General features: G+C 71.6%; 16 protein-coding genes. 6 read left to right on the top strand and 10 right to left on the bottom strand.

From position 1 onward, the window contains the following. Positions 1–30: 30 nt before the first annotated feature. Positions 31–1,359: a M28 family metallopeptidase gene (locus UK12_RS01280; protein ID WP_231590981.1), complete on the top strand. Its 1,329-nt coding sequence runs from the start codon at positions 31–33 to the stop codon at positions 1,357–1,359. A 57-nt stretch (positions 1,360–1,416) separates the two neighbouring features. Here UK12_RS01280 and UK12_RS01275 read toward each other — a convergent pair whose 3' ends face one another. Next, on the bottom strand, positions 1,417–3,117 hold the full coding sequence (locus UK12_RS01275; RefSeq protein WP_045298377.1) for an acyl-CoA dehydrogenase: 1,701 nt from the start codon (positions 3,115–3,117) through the stop codon (positions 1,417–1,419). 26 nt (positions 3,118–3,143) lie between these two features. Then, positions 3,144–3,695: a PadR family transcriptional regulator gene (locus tag UK12_RS01270; protein ID WP_045298376.1), complete on the bottom strand. Its 552-nt coding sequence runs from the start codon at positions 3,693–3,695 to the stop codon at positions 3,144–3,146. A gap of 875 nt (positions 3,696–4,570) precedes the next feature. On the opposite strand from UK12_RS01270, the gene UK12_RS01265 reads away from it, so the two are divergent. Beyond that, entirely contained in the window at positions 4,571–5,071 is a 501-nt protein-coding gene (locus UK12_RS01265) for an SPW repeat protein (RefSeq protein ID WP_063838188.1), read from the top strand. Positions 5,072–5,225: 154 nt separating this feature from the next. Here the strand turns inward: UK12_RS01265 and UK12_RS01260 are convergent, their stop codons facing one another. Further along, the gene (locus UK12_RS01260; RefSeq protein ID WP_045298374.1) at positions 5,226–6,620 is read right to left on the bottom strand and encodes a class II fumarate hydratase; all 1,395 of its coding nucleotides are present in this window, start codon (positions 6,618–6,620) and stop codon (positions 5,226–5,228) included. Positions 6,621–6,729: 109 nt separating this feature from the next. Beyond that, positions 6,730–7,650: a carbon-nitrogen hydrolase family protein gene (locus UK12_RS01255; protein WP_052681319.1), complete on the bottom strand. Its 921-nt coding sequence runs from the start codon at positions 7,648–7,650 to the stop codon at positions 6,730–6,732. A gap of 132 nt (positions 7,651–7,782) precedes the next feature. Here UK12_RS01255 and UK12_RS01250 point away from each other — a divergent pair, with 132 nt between their 5' ends. Further along, positions 7,783–8,133: a hypothetical protein gene (locus tag UK12_RS01250; RefSeq protein WP_052681318.1), complete on the top strand. Its 351-nt coding sequence runs from the start codon at positions 7,783–7,785 to the stop codon at positions 8,131–8,133. Between the two features lie 58 nt (positions 8,134–8,191). On the opposite strand, the gene UK12_RS01245 is transcribed toward UK12_RS01250, so the two are convergent. Beyond that, positions 8,192–9,199, bottom strand: a complete 1,008-nt coding sequence (locus UK12_RS01245) for a chitinase (protein WP_045298372.1) — start codon at positions 9,197–9,199, stop codon at positions 8,192–8,194. Between the two features lie 220 nt (positions 9,200–9,419). Here UK12_RS01245 and UK12_RS01240 point away from each other — a divergent pair, with 220 nt between their 5' ends. From UK12_RS01240 to UK12_RS01230, 3 genes are all read left to right on the top strand, one after another. After that, complete coding sequence (locus tag UK12_RS01240; protein ID WP_045298370.1) at positions 9,420–10,601, top strand: acyl-CoA dehydrogenase family protein; 1,182 nt, start codon at positions 9,420–9,422, stop codon at positions 10,599–10,601. A gap of 335 nt (positions 10,602–10,936) precedes the next feature. Continuing rightward, positions 10,937–11,395 (top strand): hypothetical protein, encoded by a 459-nt coding sequence (locus tag UK12_RS01235; protein WP_045298368.1) that lies wholly within the window; start codon positions 10,937–10,939, stop codon positions 11,393–11,395. A gap of 153 nt (positions 11,396–11,548) precedes the next feature. Beyond that, complete coding sequence (locus UK12_RS01230) at positions 11,549–12,862, top strand: multidrug effflux MFS transporter (RefSeq protein WP_045298366.1); 1,314 nt, start codon at positions 11,549–11,551, stop codon at positions 12,860–12,862. Between the two features lie 193 nt (positions 12,863–13,055). On the opposite strand, the gene UK12_RS01225 is transcribed toward UK12_RS01230, so the two are convergent. From UK12_RS01225 to UK12_RS01205, 5 genes are all read right to left on the bottom strand, one after another. Then, positions 13,056–14,825 (bottom strand): glycosyl hydrolase family 18 protein, encoded by a 1,770-nt coding sequence (locus tag UK12_RS01225; RefSeq protein WP_045298364.1) that lies wholly within the window; start codon positions 14,823–14,825, stop codon positions 13,056–13,058. Between the two features lie 332 nt (positions 14,826–15,157). Beyond that, on the bottom strand, positions 15,158–16,078 hold the full coding sequence (locus tag UK12_RS01220; RefSeq protein ID WP_045298362.1) for an ABC transporter substrate-binding protein: 921 nt from the start codon (positions 16,076–16,078) through the stop codon (positions 15,158–15,160). A gap of 112 nt (positions 16,079–16,190) precedes the next feature. Then, entirely contained in the window at positions 16,191–16,889 is a 699-nt protein-coding gene (locus UK12_RS01215) for an ABC transporter permease (RefSeq protein WP_045298360.1), read from the bottom strand. Beyond that, positions 16,886–17,551, bottom strand: coding sequence for an ABC transporter permease (locus tag UK12_RS01210; RefSeq protein ID WP_045298358.1), 666 nt, complete (start codon positions 17,549–17,551; stop codon positions 16,886–16,888). The genes UK12_RS01215 and UK12_RS01210 overlap by 4 nt, the downstream gene beginning before the upstream one ends. Next, positions 17,541–18,716, bottom strand: coding sequence for an ABC transporter ATP-binding protein (locus UK12_RS01205; RefSeq protein ID WP_082119201.1), 1,176 nt, complete (start codon positions 18,714–18,716; stop codon positions 17,541–17,543). The genes UK12_RS01210 and UK12_RS01205 overlap by 11 nt, the downstream gene beginning before the upstream one ends. Between the last annotated feature and the right edge of the window lie 89 nt (positions 18,717–18,805).

Raw genomic sequence — 18,805 nt, 5'->3', positions numbered from 1 at the left:
CCGTTCTGCCCCACCAGAATGGAGCACCCCTTGCTTCAGCATGCCCTGCGCCGATCGGCCTTCGCGGCCGGAGCTGCCCTGGCCGTCACCGCGGCCCTGGTCGGCCCGGTCGCCGCGAGCGCCGACACGCGTGATGTGACGTCCAGTCAGACAGTCCCGGGTGCACCGGACATCCCGGTCGCCAACGTCAAGGCGCACCTCGCCCAGCTCCAGTCGATCGCCAACGCCAACGGTGGCAACCGGGCCCACGGCAGGTCCGGCTACAAGGCCTCGATCGACTACGTGAAGGGCAAGTTGGACGCCGCGGGCTTCACCACCACGCTGCAGTCCTTCAGTTACGGCGGATCCACCGGCTGGAACCTGATCGCCGACTGGCCCGGCGGCGACGCCTCGCACGTCGTGATGGTCGGCGCGCACCTCGACTCGGTGAGCGCGGGCCCCGGCATCAACGACGACGGCTCCGGATCGGCCGGCATCCTGGAGACCGCGCTCGCCGTCTCCCGCGCGGGCCTCAAGCCCGCCAAGCACCTGCGGTTCGGCTGGTGGGGCGCCGAGGAGTACGGCATGGTCGGCTCCCAGAAGTACCTCAACAGCCTGTCGGCCGCCGACCGTTCGAAGATCGACGGCTACCTCAACTTCGACATGATCGGCTCGCCCAACCCCGGCTACTTCGTCTACGACGACGACGCCAAGCTGGACGCGCTCTTCCGCACCTACTTCTCCGGCCTGGGCGTCGCGACCGAGCCGGAGACCGAGGGCGACGGCCGCTCGGACCACGCGCCGTTCAAGAACGCGGGCATCCCGGTCGGCGGCCTGTTCAGCGGCGCCGACTACATCAAGACCAGCGCCCAGGCGGGCAAGTGGGGCGGAACGGCGGGCGTCGCCTTCGACCGGTGCTACCACTCCTCCTGCGACACCTCGGCCAACATCGACGACACCGCGCTGGACCGGATGACCGACGCCATCGCGTACGCGGTCTGGACGCTGTCGGGCGAGAGCACCCCGCCGCCCGGCGGGACGGTCTTCGAGAACACCGCGGACGTCGCCATCCCGGACGCGGGCGCGGCCGTGGAGTCCCCGATCACGGTCACCGGGCGGACCGGCAACGCCCCCGCCGCCCTCCAGGTCGCCGTGGCCGTCAAGCACAGCTGGCGCGGCGACCTGGTGATCGACCTGATCGCCCCGAACGGCACCGCCTACCGGCTGAAGAACTCCGGCAACGACTCCGCCCCCGATGTCGACGCCACCTACACGGTGAACGCCTCGGCGGTGGCGGCCAACGGCACCTGGAAGCTGCGGGTCCAGGACGTGGGCCCGCAGGACACCGGCTACATCGACAGCTGGAAGCTCACCTTCTGACCGGTACGCGACTGCGGGGGCGGCCGGAACGGACCGCCCCCGCAGTGCTGTCGGCTGCTACGGCTGCATCTCGTAGCTGCCGGAGAGCGCGGCGACCGTCTGCCAGACCCGCTCCGCTCGGTCGGCGTCCGCGACCGGGCGGCGCACGTGCGCCAGCGCCCAGGCGGCCTGCGCCTCGGTGGTCGAGCTCTTGCCGTGCAGCTCGGTGGCGTGGGCGGAGAAGTCACGGACCAGGAAGTCGAAGATCCCGTCCAGCAGGTCCGCCTCCAGCCCGGTCAACTCGGCCTGCTCCAGCACCAGGTGGCCGTAGACCACCAGGGCGAACAGCTGGCCGATCTCCAGCAGGAAGTCCAGGTCCTGCTGCTGGGCCGCGTCCGGCGCGTGGGCGGCCAGCAGCGCGCACAGGCCGTCCGCCTGCTCGCGGAACCGCGCCACGTTCGGGATGTGCGCGTGCGCGTCGTAGGCGGTGCGCCAGTCGTGGAACCGGATCGCGCCCAGGCCCCGGGCCGGGCCCTGCTGGAACAGGAAGGCGTCGTCGGCGGCGTCCAGCCGGGTCGGCACGGCCGGGTAGTCGGCCGGGTTGAACAGGTAGTTGGCCATGAACTTGAGGATCAGGGCCAGGTTCACGTGGACCGTGCCCTCCAGCTTCGGCAGGCCCCGGATGTCGCGGGCGGCCTTGTCGAAGTAGGTGTCCGCCTCGAAGCCCTTGGCCGCGATGACGTCCCACATCAGGTCGATGACCTTCTCGCCCTCGGTGGTGACCTTCATCTTGGTCATCGGGTTGAACAGCAGGTACCGGCGGTCCTCGGGCGAGGCCGAGCGGAAGTAGTCCACCGCGCGGTCGCTGAACAGCTTCATCGCCACCAGACGGGCGTAGGCATCGGTCAACTCCCGGCGCACGTGCGGGAAGTCGGTGACCTTCTTGCCGTACAGCACCCGGTTCTGGGCGTGCGTCACGGCCTCGTACATCGCGTGCTCGCAGATGCCGATGGAGGCCGTGCAGAGGTTGAACTTGCCGACGTTCACGGTGTTCAGTGCGGCGTCGAAGGCGGCCTTGCCGGTGTGCAGCACGTCCTCGGCCCGCACCGGGTAGTCCGCCAGGCGGAACTCGCTGACGTACATCTGCGCGTTCACCACGTTCTTTACCAGGTGGTACGCCTCGTGCCGGCTGTCGGCGGCGAAGAAGACGTACCCCTCGGGCCCCTCGACGTCGGAACGGCGGCCGAAGACCGAGACCAGGCCCGCCACATTGCCGTTGCCGATGTAGTACTTGGAGCCGCTCGCGGTGAAACCGCCCTCGCCGTCGGGGGTGAGGATCATGTCGGTCGAGTAGATGTCGGCGCCGTGGGTGCGCTCGGACAGACCGAAGGCCATCACATGACCCTCCGACAGGAGCTGCGCCGCACGTGCCCGGACGGCCTCGTTCTCGCTCTGCCACACCGGGCCCAGGCCCAGGATGGTGACCTGCCAGGTGTACCAGTAGCCCAGGCCGTAGAAGCCGAGGATCTCGTTCAGCTCGGCGATCCGCGCGGTGTCCCAGCGCTTGTCGCCGTCGGCCGACGAGGGCGTCAGGAACTCCGCGAACAGGCCCTCCTTCGCGGCGAACTCGAGGAAGTCCCCGTACCAGGCACGGTCGACGTAGGTGTCGATCAGCGCCTTCTTGCCGCGCGACTCGAACCAGTCCACGGTCGCGCGCAGCAGGCGGCGGGTGGTGTCGTCGAACTGCGCGGGGTCGTAGGTGCGCGGGTTGAACAGCATGGTTCCGTCCCTGGGGAGTCGAGGGTTCAGTCGGCGTGGCGGTGCAGGCGGTGCAGGGTGGCGAGGACGTCGTCCAGCCAGGCGAGGGTCATCCGCTCGTACTCGATGCCGCCGCGCAGCACCACGTGCTGGAGCTGCTGCTGGGCATCGAGCGCGGACGGGTCGGGGAAGTCGCGCTGCTCGCCGGTCAGATACCGGGCCAGCAGGGCGGCATGGCCCTCCCGGTGCCGCTCGACCTCCGGAATCAGCGCGGACGGATCCTCGAAGGCGGCCGCACGGATCTTCACGGCCAGCTCGTGGCGGACCGTCTCCGGCTCCACGGGCTCGCGCAGCCAGGCGCCCAGCGCGGACCGGCCGGCCTCGGCGGCCGAGTACACCTTCTTGTCCGGCCGGCCGTCCTGGGTCACCGCCTGGGCGGCGATCCAGCCGTCCGTCTCCATCCGCCGCAGCACCCGGTAGATCTGCTGGTGGGTGGCGGTCCAGAAGCGCCCGATCGACCGGTCGAAACGCCTGGCCAGCTCATAGCCCGAGCCGGGCTGCTCCAGCAGCGAGACGAGGATCGCGTGCTCCAGTGCCATGACCCCATCCTGCAATAGAGCGAGCCCGCTATGCAACGAGTTGCATAGACATTGGTGCCGCCCGGGGTGAGACGCCGCTCACGCCCGAGCCGGGCCGCCACCGGCCCCGCCCGGGGGTCAGTCGCCGAGCAGAGCGGCGCGCAGCGCGGGATCGGTCCACTCGGCGTACTCGACGCGGGTGCCGTCGCTGCCGCGCACCATCGCGTAAACGGGCGACCGGCCCGGCCACCGGACCGAAGGTCACCAGACCGCCCGAGGCGATGGCCCGGGCCGACGACTGCTCCCCCGTCCTGCAGGCGTTCTTGGCCGTGGTGGCGGAACTCTGCCCCAGTCCGAGCACCGCACTGGCCCGGTGAACTCCACTGCGTCATGAAGGACTTCGGTGGCCATCGGGCAGGTGGGCGAGTCCGTGGGCGCCTGCCCCGTTCGGCACGCCGTTGGCTTGGCCGCCCAACTGCGAGTGCCCGCCCGCCCGGAGGCCCAGCTCGCCGGTCAGGATCAGGCCCCCGCTGGCGGTGTGCGCCGGCAGGGCCGCGCCCTCGGTCGGCAGGACCCGCTCGATCCGGCCGGTGGCGGTGTCGATGTCCGCGGGAGCTCGGGGGTGCCCGCCTTCCCCGCCCGCCGGACCTGCCCGCGCCGGCCGTCGGGATGGCCTGGCACCCGCGGAACCACGCGGACGGCGCCCGGTGGTGGCTGCGCGACCGGGTCCGCGAGGTGTTCGGCCGACCGGCCGATGCGGACGGGAGTGCGGGTATGCCGGGGCGCGGGCGGGGCTGACCCGATCGGCTGGCAAATAGGGACAAACCGTTATTTCTACCTCAGAATGGGTAGTGGCCAGGCGGTTGCCAAGGCCTCAGAACTAGGAGGTGGTCCCGGTGTCAACCCAGTTGCCGATGGGCATGGAGCACCATCCGGACATCCTGGAAATGCGTGAGCAGTACGAACGTGTCGCGGCGACACCGCGAGCACAGGGCGTCGAGGCGCTGGCGATGCTGGCCGGCCTCTTCCTGGCGGTCTCGCCGTGGGTGGTCGGGTTCACCGGCCTGTCCGCGCTCACCGTCAACAACCTGGTGCTCGGCCTCGCCTTCACGGTGCTGATTTCGGGCTTCGGCTCGGCCTACGAGCGGACCCATGCACGGGCCTGGGCCGCCACGGCGATCGGGATCTGGACGATCATCGCTCCCTGGGCGACGGCCGGCAACGAGTCGATCCGGCGGACGATCCTCACCAACGTGATCACCGGCGGACTGATGACCTGCCTCGCCCTCGCCGCCATCGGCGGCGTGCTCGCGCTGGCCGGTCCGGTGGCTGCCCGCCGCAGCCGGTCGGCCGATCGGACGGCTGCCGCCCGGCGGCCGAGGGGCGACGTCAAGTGACCGCACGGGGGTAGCGGCCCCGGCGCGTCCGGCACCGAGCAGAGCATCCGGCACCGAGCAGGGCAGGAGGGAACAAGGGGAAGGGCAAGGGGACAAGGCGCAGGTACGGGCCGGTCGCTCGGGTGACCGGCCCGCACGCTGCGGCCGGCGGGGCTCAGGGGCGGGTCATCCGCAGGACGTCCAGGGCCTCGTCCAGTTGAGCCTCGGTCAGCTTGCCCTCGGTCAGGTAGCCGCGCTCCACCACGACCTGCCGGATGGTCTTGCGCTCGGCCAGCGCCTGCTTGGCCACCTTGGCGGCCTCCTCGTAGCCGATGTAGCGGTTGAGCGGGGTCACCACGGACGGTGAGGACTCGGCGAACTCCCGGGCCCGCTCGACGTTGGCGGTGATGCCGTCCACCGTCCGGTCGGCCAGCAGCCGGGCGCTGTTGGCCAGCAGGCGGACCGACTCCAGCAGGTTGCGGGCGATCACCGGGAGCATCACGTTCAGCTCGAAGTTCCCGCTCGCCCCGGCCACCGTCACGGTGGTGTCGTTGCCGATCACCTGGGCGGCGACCATCAGCACCACCTCGGGCAGCACCGGGTTGACCTTGCCCGGCATGATCGAGGAGCCCGGCTGGAGATCCGGCAGGTTGATCTCGCCGAGACCGGTGCGCGGGCCCGAGCCCATCCAGCGCAGATCGTTGGCGATCTTCGTGAAGCCGACCGCGATGGTGCGCAGCTGCCCGCTGAGCTCCACCAGGCCGTCCCGGGCGCCCTGGGCCTCGAAGTGGTTACGCGCCTCGGTCAGCGGCAGGCCGCTGGCCCGGCCGACCTCGGCGATCACGGCGGCGGCGAAGCCGGGCGGGGTGTTGATGCCGGTACCGACGGCCGTGCCGCCGAGCGGGAGTTCGGCCACCCGGGGGAGGGACGCGGACAGCCGCTCGATCCCGTACCGCACGTGCGCCGCGTACCCGCCGAACTCCTGGCCGAGGGTGACCGGGGTGGCGTCCATCAGGTGCGTCCGGCCCGACTTGACCACCTCGGCGAACTCGGCGGACTTGCGCTCCAGCGCCGCCGCGAGCTGCTCCAGGGCCGGGATCAGCTCGCCGGTGACGGCCGCCGTCGCGGCGATGTGGACCGAGGACGGGAACACGTCGTTGGACGACTGGCTGGCGTTGACGTGGTCGTTGGGGTGCACCGGGCGGCCGAGGCGCTCGGTGGCCAGGGTGGCGATCACCTCGTTGGTGTTCATGTTGGACGACGTACCGGACCCGGTCTGGAACACGTCCACCGGGAACTGGTCGTCCCAGCGCCCGGCGGCGACCTCCCCGGCCGCCTCCTGGATCGCCGTCGCGGTCGCCAGGTCCAGCACGCCGAGCTCCGCGTTGACCTTGGCGGCCGCCGCCTTGATCAGTGCCAGGGCCTCGATGTGCGCGCGCTCCAGGTGCTGGCCGGACACCGGGAAGTTCTCCACCGCCCGCTGCGTCTGCGCCTGCCACTTCGCCGCCGCGGGGACCCGGACCTCACCCATCGAGTCGTGCTCGACCCGGTACTCCTGCTCGCCGCCCATGGTGCGACACCTCCCTGATTGCCGACATCTGATCATCAGAGCTCCCGGGCGGCCCCAGGTATTTCCGGGAGCCTGCCGCGGGTTCCCCGGGCGTGTGGAGAGCGCCCGGTCAGCCGAGTACGGCGGAGCTGCGGCGGGCGGGCGGGGCGTGCAGCGGGGGCTGGACCAGGACCGGGTCCTCGGCGCGGGCGCGGGCCAGCACCTCAGGGTCCAGGGTGGTGGTGGCCAGGCCGGGGTCGGCTTCGCCCGCGTCGGCGAGCAGGGTGCCGTCCGGGCCCCAGACGGCACTGTGGCCCCAGCCGACGTACGGGCCCGAGGGGCCGATGTGGTTGGCCAGCACGGTGTAGAGGGTGTTGTCCATGGCGCGGGCGGGGAAGAGCGTGCGGACCTGGCGCGCGCCGGAGCCCGTACCGAAGAGTGCGCCGACCAGGTAGGCGTGGGCACCGTCGAGCGCGGCGGCACGGGCGTGCTCGGGGAAGCCGGAGTCCCAGCAGATGCCCAGGCCGAGCCGCCAGTCGCGGAGCCGGACCGTGCAGCCGCCGCCCTCGCTGGGCGCGAAGCCCGCCGCGCGCTCGTTGGGCGTGGTGAACTGCTTGCGGTAGACGGTGGCCAGGGCTCCCGAGCCGTCCAGGACCAGGGCCGCGATGTGCAGCAGACCGGTGTCCGCGGCCCGTACCGGTGCGCCCACCACGACGGGGACACCGGTCTGTGCGCAGGCTGCGGCGAGCGGGTCCAGACGCGGGTCGTCGGGTGCGACGGTGAGCCGGTCGGGGTCGGCGGCGATACCGGCGAGCTCGTAGCCGGTGAGGAACAACTCGGCGAGCAGCAGCAGCTGCGCGCCCTCGTCGGCGGCGCGGCGGACCAGGGCGGCGGCGGTGGCGGCGTTCGCCGCCACGTCGAGCGGGGCGAGCGCGGCCTGCGCGGTGGCAACGGTCAGCGGCGCGATGGGAAGCGACTCGGTGGGCAGCGGTGCGGTGGGCAGCGGTGCGTCCGACGGTGTCTGTGCGGTGCTCTGTACGGTGGTGGTCACGGACTCCAATCCTTACCTATCGACCCCCGTCGACTCAAGATCCATGCGCGGCCGAAAGCCGACCGGGGGTGCCCGGCCGGGTTTCGGCCGTGACGTGAGGCAGAGCGGGCCCGCGCGGTGCAGCATGGCGGCATGACCGACGCAACCGATGCAACCGACGCAACCGACGTGACCGACCCGGCGGCCCGCTACGAGGAGATCGCCGAGGGGCTCGTACCGCACGGAGCCATGCGCTCCCAGATGTTCGGCATGCCGTGCCTGAAGGACGCCGGCGGCAAGGCCTTCGCCGGCCTTCACCAGGGCGAACTGGTCTGCAGGTTGGGCCGTGACACGTCCGCGCACGCCGAGGCGCTGCACCTGCCGGGGGCGCACCTCTTCGACCCGGCGGGCGGCCGTCCGATGCGGGACTGGGTGTGCATCCCGCTCGCCTCGGCCGGGCACTGGGAGAACTTCGCCGAGGCGGCCCTCGGCGCCCCGCGCTGAACGCGAGGGCGGCCGAGCTCGGGCCGGTGGCCGTGCGGTCACCGGCCCGAGCCGGCGCTCAGCCGTGGTACTTGGCGACGATCTTCGTGAAGGCGTACGGCGACTGACCGATCCCGCTGCACGAGTCGCCCGCGGAGGTGCCGGAGGCGCAGGCGCGGTCGCGGTTGACGGCCCAGAAGGTGAACCGGGCCAGATGGTGGGCGGTCGCGTAGTCGTAGATGGTCGTGAAGTCGCCCGTGGAGAGGGTCTCGTCGGCCTCGTCCGTCTTCCCGTTCATGGACGAGATCCCGATGTGCCGGTAGGCGGTGGCGGAGTCGTACCCGTAGGCGCTCGCCACGGCGCTCTTCAGGCCGTCCGCCGCCTTCGTGGTGACCGTGCCCATCGAGCCGCTGTGGCTGCCGAAGTCGAACGGCATGATGGTCCAGCCGTCCACCGCCAGCCCGGCCGCCGCGCCCTTCCTGATCAGGTCGAGCCCGTCGGAGTCGGGTCCGGTCGGGGTGGTGCCGAAGGTGACGTACTCCTTGAGGCCGGGGTTGGCGGACTTGACCTTCTTGAGCGCGTCGACCACCCGCTGCCGCACGGTCCCGTTGGAGACCTCGGTGTTCTCGATGTCGATGTCGATCGCCTTGAGCCGGTAGGCGTCGACGACCTTCTGGTAGGCCGCCGCCAGTGCGCTCGCCGAACCGCACTTCTCGCCCAGCTTGTTACCGCTCCAGCCGCCGAAGGAGACCACCACGTCGCCGCCGGCCGACCGGATGCCGTTGACGGCACTCTGGTCGCTGCCGCCGGTGAGCGCCCGGGTGCCGTCCCACTTGGGATTGCAGCCGCCGTCGCTGAGCATGAAGGCGAGCGTGAACTGCTTGACGCCGGTCGCCGCCATCACTTCGGTCGGCTTCTGCGGGCTTCCCCAACCCAGGTACTCGTAGGGGGCGTTGAGGCCGACCGGATCGGTGGCGGCCGCCGGTGTCGCAGCCGATCCGACCGGCGCGAGGGCGAGAGCGCCGCCGGCCAGCGCGGCCGTGGTCGCGAGGGTGAGGAGCGGGCGGAGCAGGGTTCGCGAACGCATGGGTCACCATCCCGGGAGTCCGACACATTAGGAAAGTTTCCTGACAGGGAAAGGAAGCGAACCAGTCGGGCGTGGCCGCGTCAAGATGCTGTACCGGAACGGTCGGTGACGGAAGACGGCGGTGTGGGCAGCGTCTCGTACCCCACCCGCGTCCCCGTACGCGATACTCGTCGCCGTGGCCCACCCCGCCGCGCCCGCCGCACCGTCCCGAGGAGCCCGAATGGCAACGACCCCTGCCCGCCTCGACCCGGCCGACCTGCTCGCCGTGGGGGAGCTGCTGACCGACGAGGAACGGCTGATCCGGGACACCGTACGGAAGTTCGCCGACGAGCAGATCCGCCCCTACGTGGGCGACTGGTTCGAACGCGGGGTCTTCCCGGCCCGTGAACTCGCCCCCGAACTGGGCCGCCTGGGCGTCCTCGGAATGCATCTGGACGGCTACGGCTGCACCGGCTCCTCGGCGGTCGCGTACGGCGTCGCCTGCATGGAGCTGGAGGCCGCCGACTCGGGACTGCGCAGCTTCGTCTCCGTCCAGGGCTCGCTCGCCATGCGCTCCATCCACGCCTTCGGCTCGGAGGAGCAGAAGCAGCAGTGGCTGCCGGACCTGGCCGCCGGCCGGGCGATCGGCTGCTTCGGGCTCACCGAACCGGACTTCGGCTCCGACCCCGCCAACATGCGCACCCGGGCCCGCCGCAAGGGCACCGACTGGGTGCTCTCCGGCAGCAAGATGTGGATCACCAACGGCAGCATCTCGGACGTCGCCGTCGTCTGGGCGCAGACCGAGGAGGGTGTCCGGGGCTTCCTGGTCCCGCAGGGCACCCCCGGGTTCACCGCCACCGACGTGCACGGCAAGCTCTCGCTGCGCGCCTCGGTCACCAGCGAACTGGTACTGGACGAGGTGGTGTTGCCCGCCGACGCGGTGCTGCCCGGGGTGCAGGGGCTGCGCGGCCCGCTCTCCTCCCTCGGCGAGGCCCGGTACGGCATCCTCTGGGGCACCGTCGGCGCGGCCCGCGACTGCTACACCACCGCGCTGGACTACGCGAAGAGCCGGATCCAGTTCGAGCGGCCCATCGCGGGCTTCCAACTCACCCAGCAGAAGCTGGTCGAGATGATGCTGGAGGTCGAGAAGGCGTACCTGGTCGCGGTCCGGATCGGCCGCCTCAAGGACGCCGGGCAGTGCCGGCCGGCGCACATCAGCTTCGGCAAGCTCAACAACGTCCGCACCGCACTGGAGATCGCCCGCAGCGCCCGGACCATCCTGGGCGCCAACGGCATCACCGTCGAGTACCCGGTGCTCCGGCACGCCAACAACCTGGAGTCCGTGCTGACGTACGAGGGCACCGCGGAGATCCACACCCTGGTGCTCGGCGAGGCGATCACCGGCGAGTCGGCCTACCGCTGACGCAGGGTCGGCCCACGGGTGCAGGCCCTGACCGAAAAGCGGAGGAACTGCCCGAGTTCAACCGGCACATCGTCGGCCCGATCGAGGTCGTCCACGAGTTCCGGCCCGCTGCCTGAGGCGCCGTCCGCTGTACCGGACCCTGCTACCGGAACCAGGCCGGACCCCGGTGCAGGACCCTGGTACCGGAGCCGGGGGGCCGACCGGCGGGTCGTCTCACGGGCGGGTACGCCCGTGGGTGGAGGGCGTTCGGTACCTGGTGCCTATCGCCGGGCGCGTTACCAGCCGTCAGGATGGAGGGGAAGCGCAGGCCGGAACGAGAGCCGAGGGTCGTCATCATGGGTAACGCGGGCAGGGCCTTCGCGGGCGTCGTGGCTGTCGGAGGGGTGGCGCTCGGGGCTGTCGCGATGGTCCCGAAGACCGCCGACCTCCTGGAGAGCAGGCATCGCGAGGCCGCCACGTACGCCACCGGCAGCGCTGCCAAGGCCGCTCGCGAGTCCGTGCCCGGTTGGCTGCCGGACGACGCGACCAAGGTGTCGTACCTGATGTCCACCACCGGCGACGACCGGCTGCTGAAGGCCTCCCTCCCGGACCGGAAGCTGCCCGAGGGATGCAGCAAGGGCACCCCCCAGGGTGCGGTGCACCTCAAGGCGTCCTGGTTCCCCGGTGACATCCCCGCCAAGGCCACCGCCCGGTGCGGCTACTACAACGTCGCCCTGGTCGGCAACGAGCTGTACGGCTGGCAGGACAACGCGGTCGTGATCGCGGCCCGCAAGGCGGGCGGCACCGCCGGCTGACCGGGCGGCCCAGAGCGGTGCGACCTGACACAGTACGGCCCGGCAGGGCGGGACTTGGCAGAGTGCGACTGGGAACAGTATCGGGTCCGGGTATCGGAGGACCCGCCCGCTGCGGTAGGACGGACGTACCCGACCAACCCGCAGAGGAGCCCCATGCCAGGCCCGACCCTGGGCGCCACCGGTGACCAGTCGTCCGACACGGCCGCCACCGGTGACCAGCCGTCCGACGCTGCCGCCACCGCCGCGAGCAAGACCGTCCTGACCGAGCCCCAGGGCGGACCGCCGAGCCGCGCCACCGTGGCCGTGCTCGGCGGCCTGGCCGCACTGGGCCCGCTCACCACGGACCTCTACCTGCCCGCGCTGCCAACCCTGACCACCGACCTCGGGTCCACCGCGGCCACCGCCCAACTCACCCTCACCGGCTCGATGTTCGGCATGGCCTTCGGCCAGCTCCTGTTCGGTCCGCTCAGCGACCGGCTCGGCCGCCGGTCCCCGCTGCTCGTCGGCATGACCCTCTACACCCTGGCCACCGTGGTCTGCGCGCTGGCCGGCTCGGTCCCGCTGCTGATCGCCGGACGCTGCCTGCAGGGCTTCGCCGGGGCCGCCGGTCTGGTGATCGCCCGTGCCATCGCCCGCGACCGGTACGAGGGCGTGGCGATGATCCGCTTCATGGCCTCACTGGGCGTGATATCCGGGCTCGCTCCGATCCTCGCACCCGTCCTCGGCGCCCAGCTGCTGCACCTCACCTCCTGGCGCGGCACCTTCGTCGCCCTCGCCCTGCTCGGTGCGCTGCTCACCGTCGGCGCCAGGCTCGCGCTGCGCGAGTCGCTGCCGCCCGGGCGGCGCCACGCCGACGGCATCGGCAGCACCGTCCACGCCATCGGCGACCTGCTGCGCGACCGGCGCTTCCTCGGCTACACGCTCACCAGCACCTTCGGCTTCGGCGCGCTCTTCGCCTACGTCAGCGGCTCCTCCTCGGTGCTGCAGACCGAGTACGCCATCTCGCCGCAGCTGTACAGCCTGGTCTTCGCCACCAACTCCATTGCGGTGGTGGGCTTCACCCAGCTCAACGGCCGACTGCTGATCCAGAAGCTCCCGGCGCCCACCCTGATGCTGATCGGTCTGGGCGGCGCCGGGATCGCGGGAGCCGCGGTCGTCCTCGTCACCACCGTCTGGCACCCGGGCCTGCCCGGGGTCTGGCCCGCGCTCTTCCTGCTGATGGCGAGCATGGGCATCGTGCTGCCCAACTCCGCGGCGCAGGCGCTGACCATGGCCCCGCACGCCGCAGGGTCGGCCTCCGCACTGATCGGCACCGGCACCTTCCTGTGCGGCGCGATCGTCGCCCCGCTCAGCAGCGCGGGAGGCAGCCCCTCGGCGACGCTGCTCGGTGCCGTGGTGCTGGGCTGCGCGGTGCTCGCCGTCGTCACCTTCACCACGCTCTGCCGTCCGTGGCGCAGGGAAATCTGATACATCATCAATCTATTGTGCTGCCACGGGCGTTCTCACCAGTGGTCACCGGGGGCTGCCCGGCCGGGGGCCTGCGCGGGCGTCCGGCCGCTGGTGTCCAGCGTCCGGGATGCCGGAGCGGCGCGCGGGGCGCTGATCCGGCCGTGTGTGCGGTCGGCCGATCAGCGCCCCGTGGCCCGGGGTGGTGGTGCGGTCAGGCGATCGAGAAGTCGTCGCCGTAGACGTCGCCCTGGCCGTACCAGCCGTGCAGGTAGACGGTCACCGTGCCGTTGGCGCCGGTGGTGAACGGGACGGTCAGCTTGGTCCAGCCGCTCGCCGAGGCCCAGGTGCTCGCGGTGGCACCGCCGTTGACGCCGAGGTAGGCGTAGTTGCCCTGCACCCAGCCGGTCAGCGTGTAGTTGGTGTTGGGGGCCAGCGTGACGGTCTGGTCGCACTCGCCGGTCCGGCTCGGACCGGCCGCCGCCGACAGCGCGTAACTGCCGGAGTGCACCGGGGTGGTGACCACGGCGCCACCGCTCTGGCAGGTCCACGGGCTGAGGCTGCCGCTCTCGAGGCCGCCGTTGGCCAGGGACTTCGCTCCGCCGCCGGATCCGGTCACGGTCAGCGTGTAGGTGGTGCTGTGGCTGCCCGAGGTCGCGCTGCCGGTGACGGTGAGCGGGTAGGTCCCGGGTGCCGCGGCGGAGGTGGTGGAGATGTTCAGCGTCGCGCTGCCCCCGGCGTTCACCGATCCGGGGCTGACGGCGGCGGTGACCCCGGCGGGCGCACCGCTCACGCTGAGGGCGACGGGCTGCGCCGAGCCCGCCGTGACGGCGGTCGCGATGCTGCTGCGCAGGCTGCTGCCCGGCGGGACCGAACCGGCGGCGGGGGAGGCGCTCACCGAGAAGTCGTCGGTGACCGGACCGGGTCCGCTGCCACCACCGCTGAACGGCTCGAAGACGTGGGTGAAGTCCCAGGTGTTCTGGCTGATCCCGGAGCAGCTGTCACTGCCCGCCGTGCCGACGCAGCCGCCGTTGTCGCGCTGCAGTGCCCAGAACGAGAGGGTGTTGATGCCCTTGCCGACGGCCCAGTCGTAGACGTTGCCGGCGTCGGCGACGGTGAAGGTCTCGGCCGCGCCGAAGTCGTCGATCCCGAGCATGTCGGTGACCCCGATGGAGCCCCACAGCTGCGCGGCCGTCCTGCCCGGGTCGAGCTTGGCGAGCTGGTTGTAGAGGCCGGTCGCCGCGTTCTGGGTGTCGTTGCCCATGTTGTGCGAGGCGTTGTCGTAGTAGTCGAACGTCATGATGTTGACGACGTCGATCCGTGCGTTGTTCTGCACGGCGTTCTTCAGTACGTCGAGTCCGCTGTCGGCCAGCCCGCCGGTGGTGGTCGGCAGGGTGTAGGAGAACTGGATGCTGCGGCCGTTGGCGGTGGCCCAGTCCTCGACCAGCTTGATCGCCTTGTTGCGGCGGTCGATCCCGGCGGTGTTGGTCAGCGAGTTGTCCTCGACGTCGAGGTCGATCCGGCTGATGCCGTACGTGGTGATGACGGACTCGAAGGCACTGGCGATCGCGTTCACGTCGGTGCAGCTGTCGGCGAGTTCGGTGCCGGTGTTGTCGGCCGTGTAGCCGCCGAAGGACGGGATCACATCGCCGCCCGCCGCCCGGATGGTGGCGATGTCCGCGCCGAACTGGGCCGAGGAGACGGGCATTCCGGTGTCGCCGTTCCAGTACGGCGTGCAGGTGCCCTTGCTCGCAGTCTGGATGAACGCCATGGTCAGGTACTTGGCACCGGACTGGCTCGCCAGCGCTGCCGGGCTCTGGCCGGTCCACGCCTCGAAGTACGGGGCGAAGACGTGCTGCGGCAGCGGGGTTGCGGCCGGGGTGACAGCGTGGGCGGCGGTGCCGCCCATGACGGTCAGCCCGACCGAGGTGGCCAGGGCGGCGCCGCCGGCCAGTAGCGCACGGATGGATCTGTGCAGGCGCATGGATGCTCCAACAGACGTGAAGGTGAAGACCGTTCGCCCGGACATGGGCATGACGGTGCCTGACGCGGGCCCAGCAGGGGTGGTACGGCGTGCGGGAAACAGCGCACAGCCGGCCGGTGTTCACACCCCCACAGTGCATCCCGGTCGGAACTACACCGCCTATGGTTGGTCTGGACCACTCGGCTGTCAAGCAATCTGACAGTTCGTCAACGATACGGCCGGGTCGGCGCGGTGCGGGTCGCCCCGCCCGGTGCCGGTCACGACTCGGCCCCGCAGCTCGGGAGTTCGAGGTGCGGGGCCGTCGTGAGGTGCCGTCGGGACGTGCTCCGGGGTCAGCCGAGGCCGTTGGACTTGAGCCAGTCCTTGGCCACCGCCGACGGGTCCTCCTTGTCGACGGAGACCCGCTTCATGAGCTGGGTCAGGCCCGGCGTGTCCAGCTTCGCCGAGACGGCGTTGAGGGCGCCGGCCGCCGTCGCGTCCACGCCGGTCTTGTTGATCAGCGGGGTGACGTTCTGCGAGCTGAAGAGGTTCTTCGGGTCGGTCAGCGGAACCAGCTTGAACTGGACGATCTTCGGGTCGGTGGTGAAGACGTTGCCGACCTGGATCGAGCCGTCCTTCAGGGCGTTCGCGGTGGTGTCACCGGTGGGCTTCCACTCCTTGAAGGCGAGCCCGTAGATGTCCTTGAGCTGCTGCTCGCGGCGGGACTTGAACTCCGGCGGCCCGCCGATGGCGAACTCGCCCGCCTTGGCGGAGAGGTCGGCGATGCTCTTCAGCTGGTACTTGTCGGCCGTCTCCTGGGTGACGCTCAGCGAGTCCTTGTCCTCGGCCGGGGCCGAGTCCAGGAGCCCCAGCGAGGACGGCAGGGCCTTCTGCAGCGCGGCGTTGACCGCCTCGGTGCCGGTGGCGGTGTTCTTGGCGTCCAGGTAGGCGAGCAGGGCGCCGTTGTACTCCGGCAGCACGGACAGACTGCCGTTCTGCAGCTGGCCGTAGAGCACCTCGCGGCTGCCGATGTTGAACTTCTCCTCGACCTTGACGCCCTTGGCCTTGAGGGCCTGCGAGTAGATCGAGGCCAGCAGGACGTTCTCCGGGAAGTTCGCCGAGCCGACCACGACGGTCTTCCCGCCGGTACTTCCGCTTCCGCCCGACGAGCCCGACGTGGCGTCCAACGGGTTGCTGCTGCCGGAGGAGGAGCAGGCCGCCGCTCCGAGCAGCAGGCCAACGGCGGTGACGGTCCTGAGCAGACGGGTGGTCATTGGGTTCCCTTTCGTGGCCCCGCGGCCGGGAGCGGCGCGGGAGGTGGTCATGCGGGCGGGCGCGGGAGGGCGGGCGCGGGAGGGCGGGTGACGGAGGGCGGGTGCGCCCGGTTCACGAGCTGCGGGCGGTCTCGGCGCCCGCCGCCCGCTGGGCGCGCACGCCGCGCGGCAGCGCGTACCGGATCAGTCCGGCGAAGAGCAGCTGGGTGGCGACGGCGAGCAGCACCACCAGCAGTGCACCGCCCAGCGTCGCCGGGAAGTCGCGGGTGGCCAGCCCGTCGATGACGTACCGGCCGAGTCCGCCGAGGCCGACGTAGGCGGCGACCGTGGCGGTGGCGATCACCTGGACGGCCGCCGTCCGCAGCCCGGAGAGGATGGTGGGCAGGGCGTTCGGCAGGCAGACCTGCCAGAGGACCTGGCGGTTCGTCAGGCCGATGCCCAGCGCGGCGTCCCGCAGGTCGGGGTCGGTGCCCCGGACGCCCTCGACCGTCGCCACCAGCACCGGGGGCGCGGCGAGTGCGACCAGTGGCAGCAGGATGGCGGTGTCGGTGACGCCGCCCACCAGCACCGCGAGCGTGACGAGTCCGAGGGTTGGCAGTGCGCGTGCGACGCCGGTGAGCGCGGTCACCGCGACCGCGCCGCGCCCGGTGTAGCCGATCAGCAGGCCGAGCGGGACCGCCAGCAGCGCCGCGTAGAACAGGGCCTCACCGGAGAGGGCGAGGTGCTCGGTGACCCGGTGCGTGATCGCGTCCGGTCCGCTCTGCCGGGCCGGCGCGGTGAAGAAGGTGTTGAGCCAGTTGATCCAGTTCATCGGGCGGCCTCCGGGCGGACGGCCCAGGGGGCGAGCAGTCGCCGCGCCAGGATCAGCAGCAGGTCCGTGACCAGGGCGAGCGCGGCGACCAGCACGATGCCCGCCACGATCGGGGTCGGGAAGGTGCGCTGGAAGCCGTCGATGAACAGGTAGCCGAGGCCGCCCCTGCCGATCAGAGCGCCGACCGCCGCCAGCGAGATGCTGGACACCGCGGCGACCCGCAGCCCGGAGACCAGGTACGGGACGGCGGCCGGGAGTTCGACGGCGGACAGCCGGTGCCAGGGCCCGTAGCCCATCGCGGTCGCCGCCTGCCGCACGGAGTCCGGCACCGAGCGCAGCCCGTCCACGGTGGTGGGCAGCAGCACGGCGAGGGCGTAGAAGGTGAGCGGCACCATCACGGTGGCGCGGGTGGCCAGCCCGGTGTACGGGATCAGCACGACGAAGACCGCGAGCGAGGGCAGTGCGTACACCACGTTGAAGACGGCGGAGAGCGGCTGGTAGAGCCGGGGGAAGCGGGCGCAGGCGAGGCCCAGCGGCACGGCGATCAGCAGGGCGATCAGGACCGGGACGAGGGCGATCACCGCGTGGTCGAGGGTGAGGTCGCGCAGGTAGGCGAGGTGGTCCCCGATCCAGTACCAGCGGACCAGCGGCTCACCGTCCATCGGTGCTCACCGGCCGTTCGTCCAGGCCGTCCGGGCGCTGCGGGTCCGGGCGTCGTGCTTCCGGCCGCTGGGGCTCCGGGTGCTGTGGGTCCGGGCGTTGTGGGCCCGGGTCTGCCGTGGCCGGGCCGGTGGGCCGGGTGCCGGTCAGGGCCGCGAGGACCGCCTCCCGGGTGGCGGTGCCGACGGCCCTGCCGTCCGCGTCGACGGCGACGACCGCACCGGCGGGGGAGAGCACGGCCGCGTCCAGGGCGCTGCGCAGGGTGTCGACCTCGGGGTGGAAGACCGGTGCGGGGTGCGGCTCGGCCGGTCCGCCGAGGTCGACCCAGCCGGTGGGCCGGCCGCCCGGGTCCAGCCGGAGCTCCCACCCGTTGTACCGGCTGCCCTCGGTGAGCGGGCGGACGGCGACGTCGCGGGCCGGGAGCAGGCCGAGGCCGCGCAGGCCGCGGTCGCGGCCCAGGAACGCGGCGACGCCCTCGTCGGCGGGGGCGGTCAGCAGGGTGTGCGGGTCGGCGAGTTGGGCGATGTGGCCGTGCTCGCGGAGCACGGCGACCTGGTCGCCGAGCCGGACGGCTTCTTCGATGTCGTGCGTGACGAAGAGTACGGTCTTGTTCAACTCGGCCTGAAGGCGCAGCAGTTCGTCCTGGAGCCCGGCGCGGACCACGGGGTCGACCGCACTGAAGGGCTCGTCCATCAGCAGCACCGGCGGGTCGGCCGCCAGCGCCCGTGCCACGCCGACCCGCTGCTGCTGGCCGCCGGACAGCTGGAAGGGGTACCGCTTGGCCAGCTCGGGTGCCAGGCCGACGAGTTCGAGCAGTTCGGCGGCGCGGGCACGGGCCTTCTTGCGGTCCCAGCCGAGCAGATAGGGGACGGTGGCGATGTTGTCGATGACCCGGCGGTGCGGGAAGAGCCCGGCCTGCTGGATCACGTAGCCGATCCCCCGGCGCAGCTTGGCGGCGGGCAGTTCGGAGACGTCGGTACCGTCCAGCAGTACCCGGCCGGCGGTCGGCTCGACCATGCGGTTGACCATCCGCAGGATGGTCGTTTTGCCGCAGCCGGACGGGCCGACCAGCACGGTGGTACGACCGGCAGGTATGTCCAGGTCGAGACCCTCGACGGCGATCGTGCCGTCGGGGTGGCGCTTGGCGGCGCCGTCGAATCTGATCACGGAAGGGATCCTAGCTTCGGCGCTCGAGCGCCGTTCGGTTCTTGGAGCGGATGTCGGGTCACAGCGAATCACACCCGACTCGAACTGAT

The organism is Saccharothrix sp. ST-888, assembly GCF_000955975.1.
Classification (GTDB): domain Bacteria; phylum Actinomycetota; class Actinomycetes; order Streptomycetales; family Streptomycetaceae; genus Kitasatospora.
The sequence above is the reverse complement of the archived record's forward strand: the minus strand, read 5'-3'. Positions and strand labels throughout refer to the sequence as shown.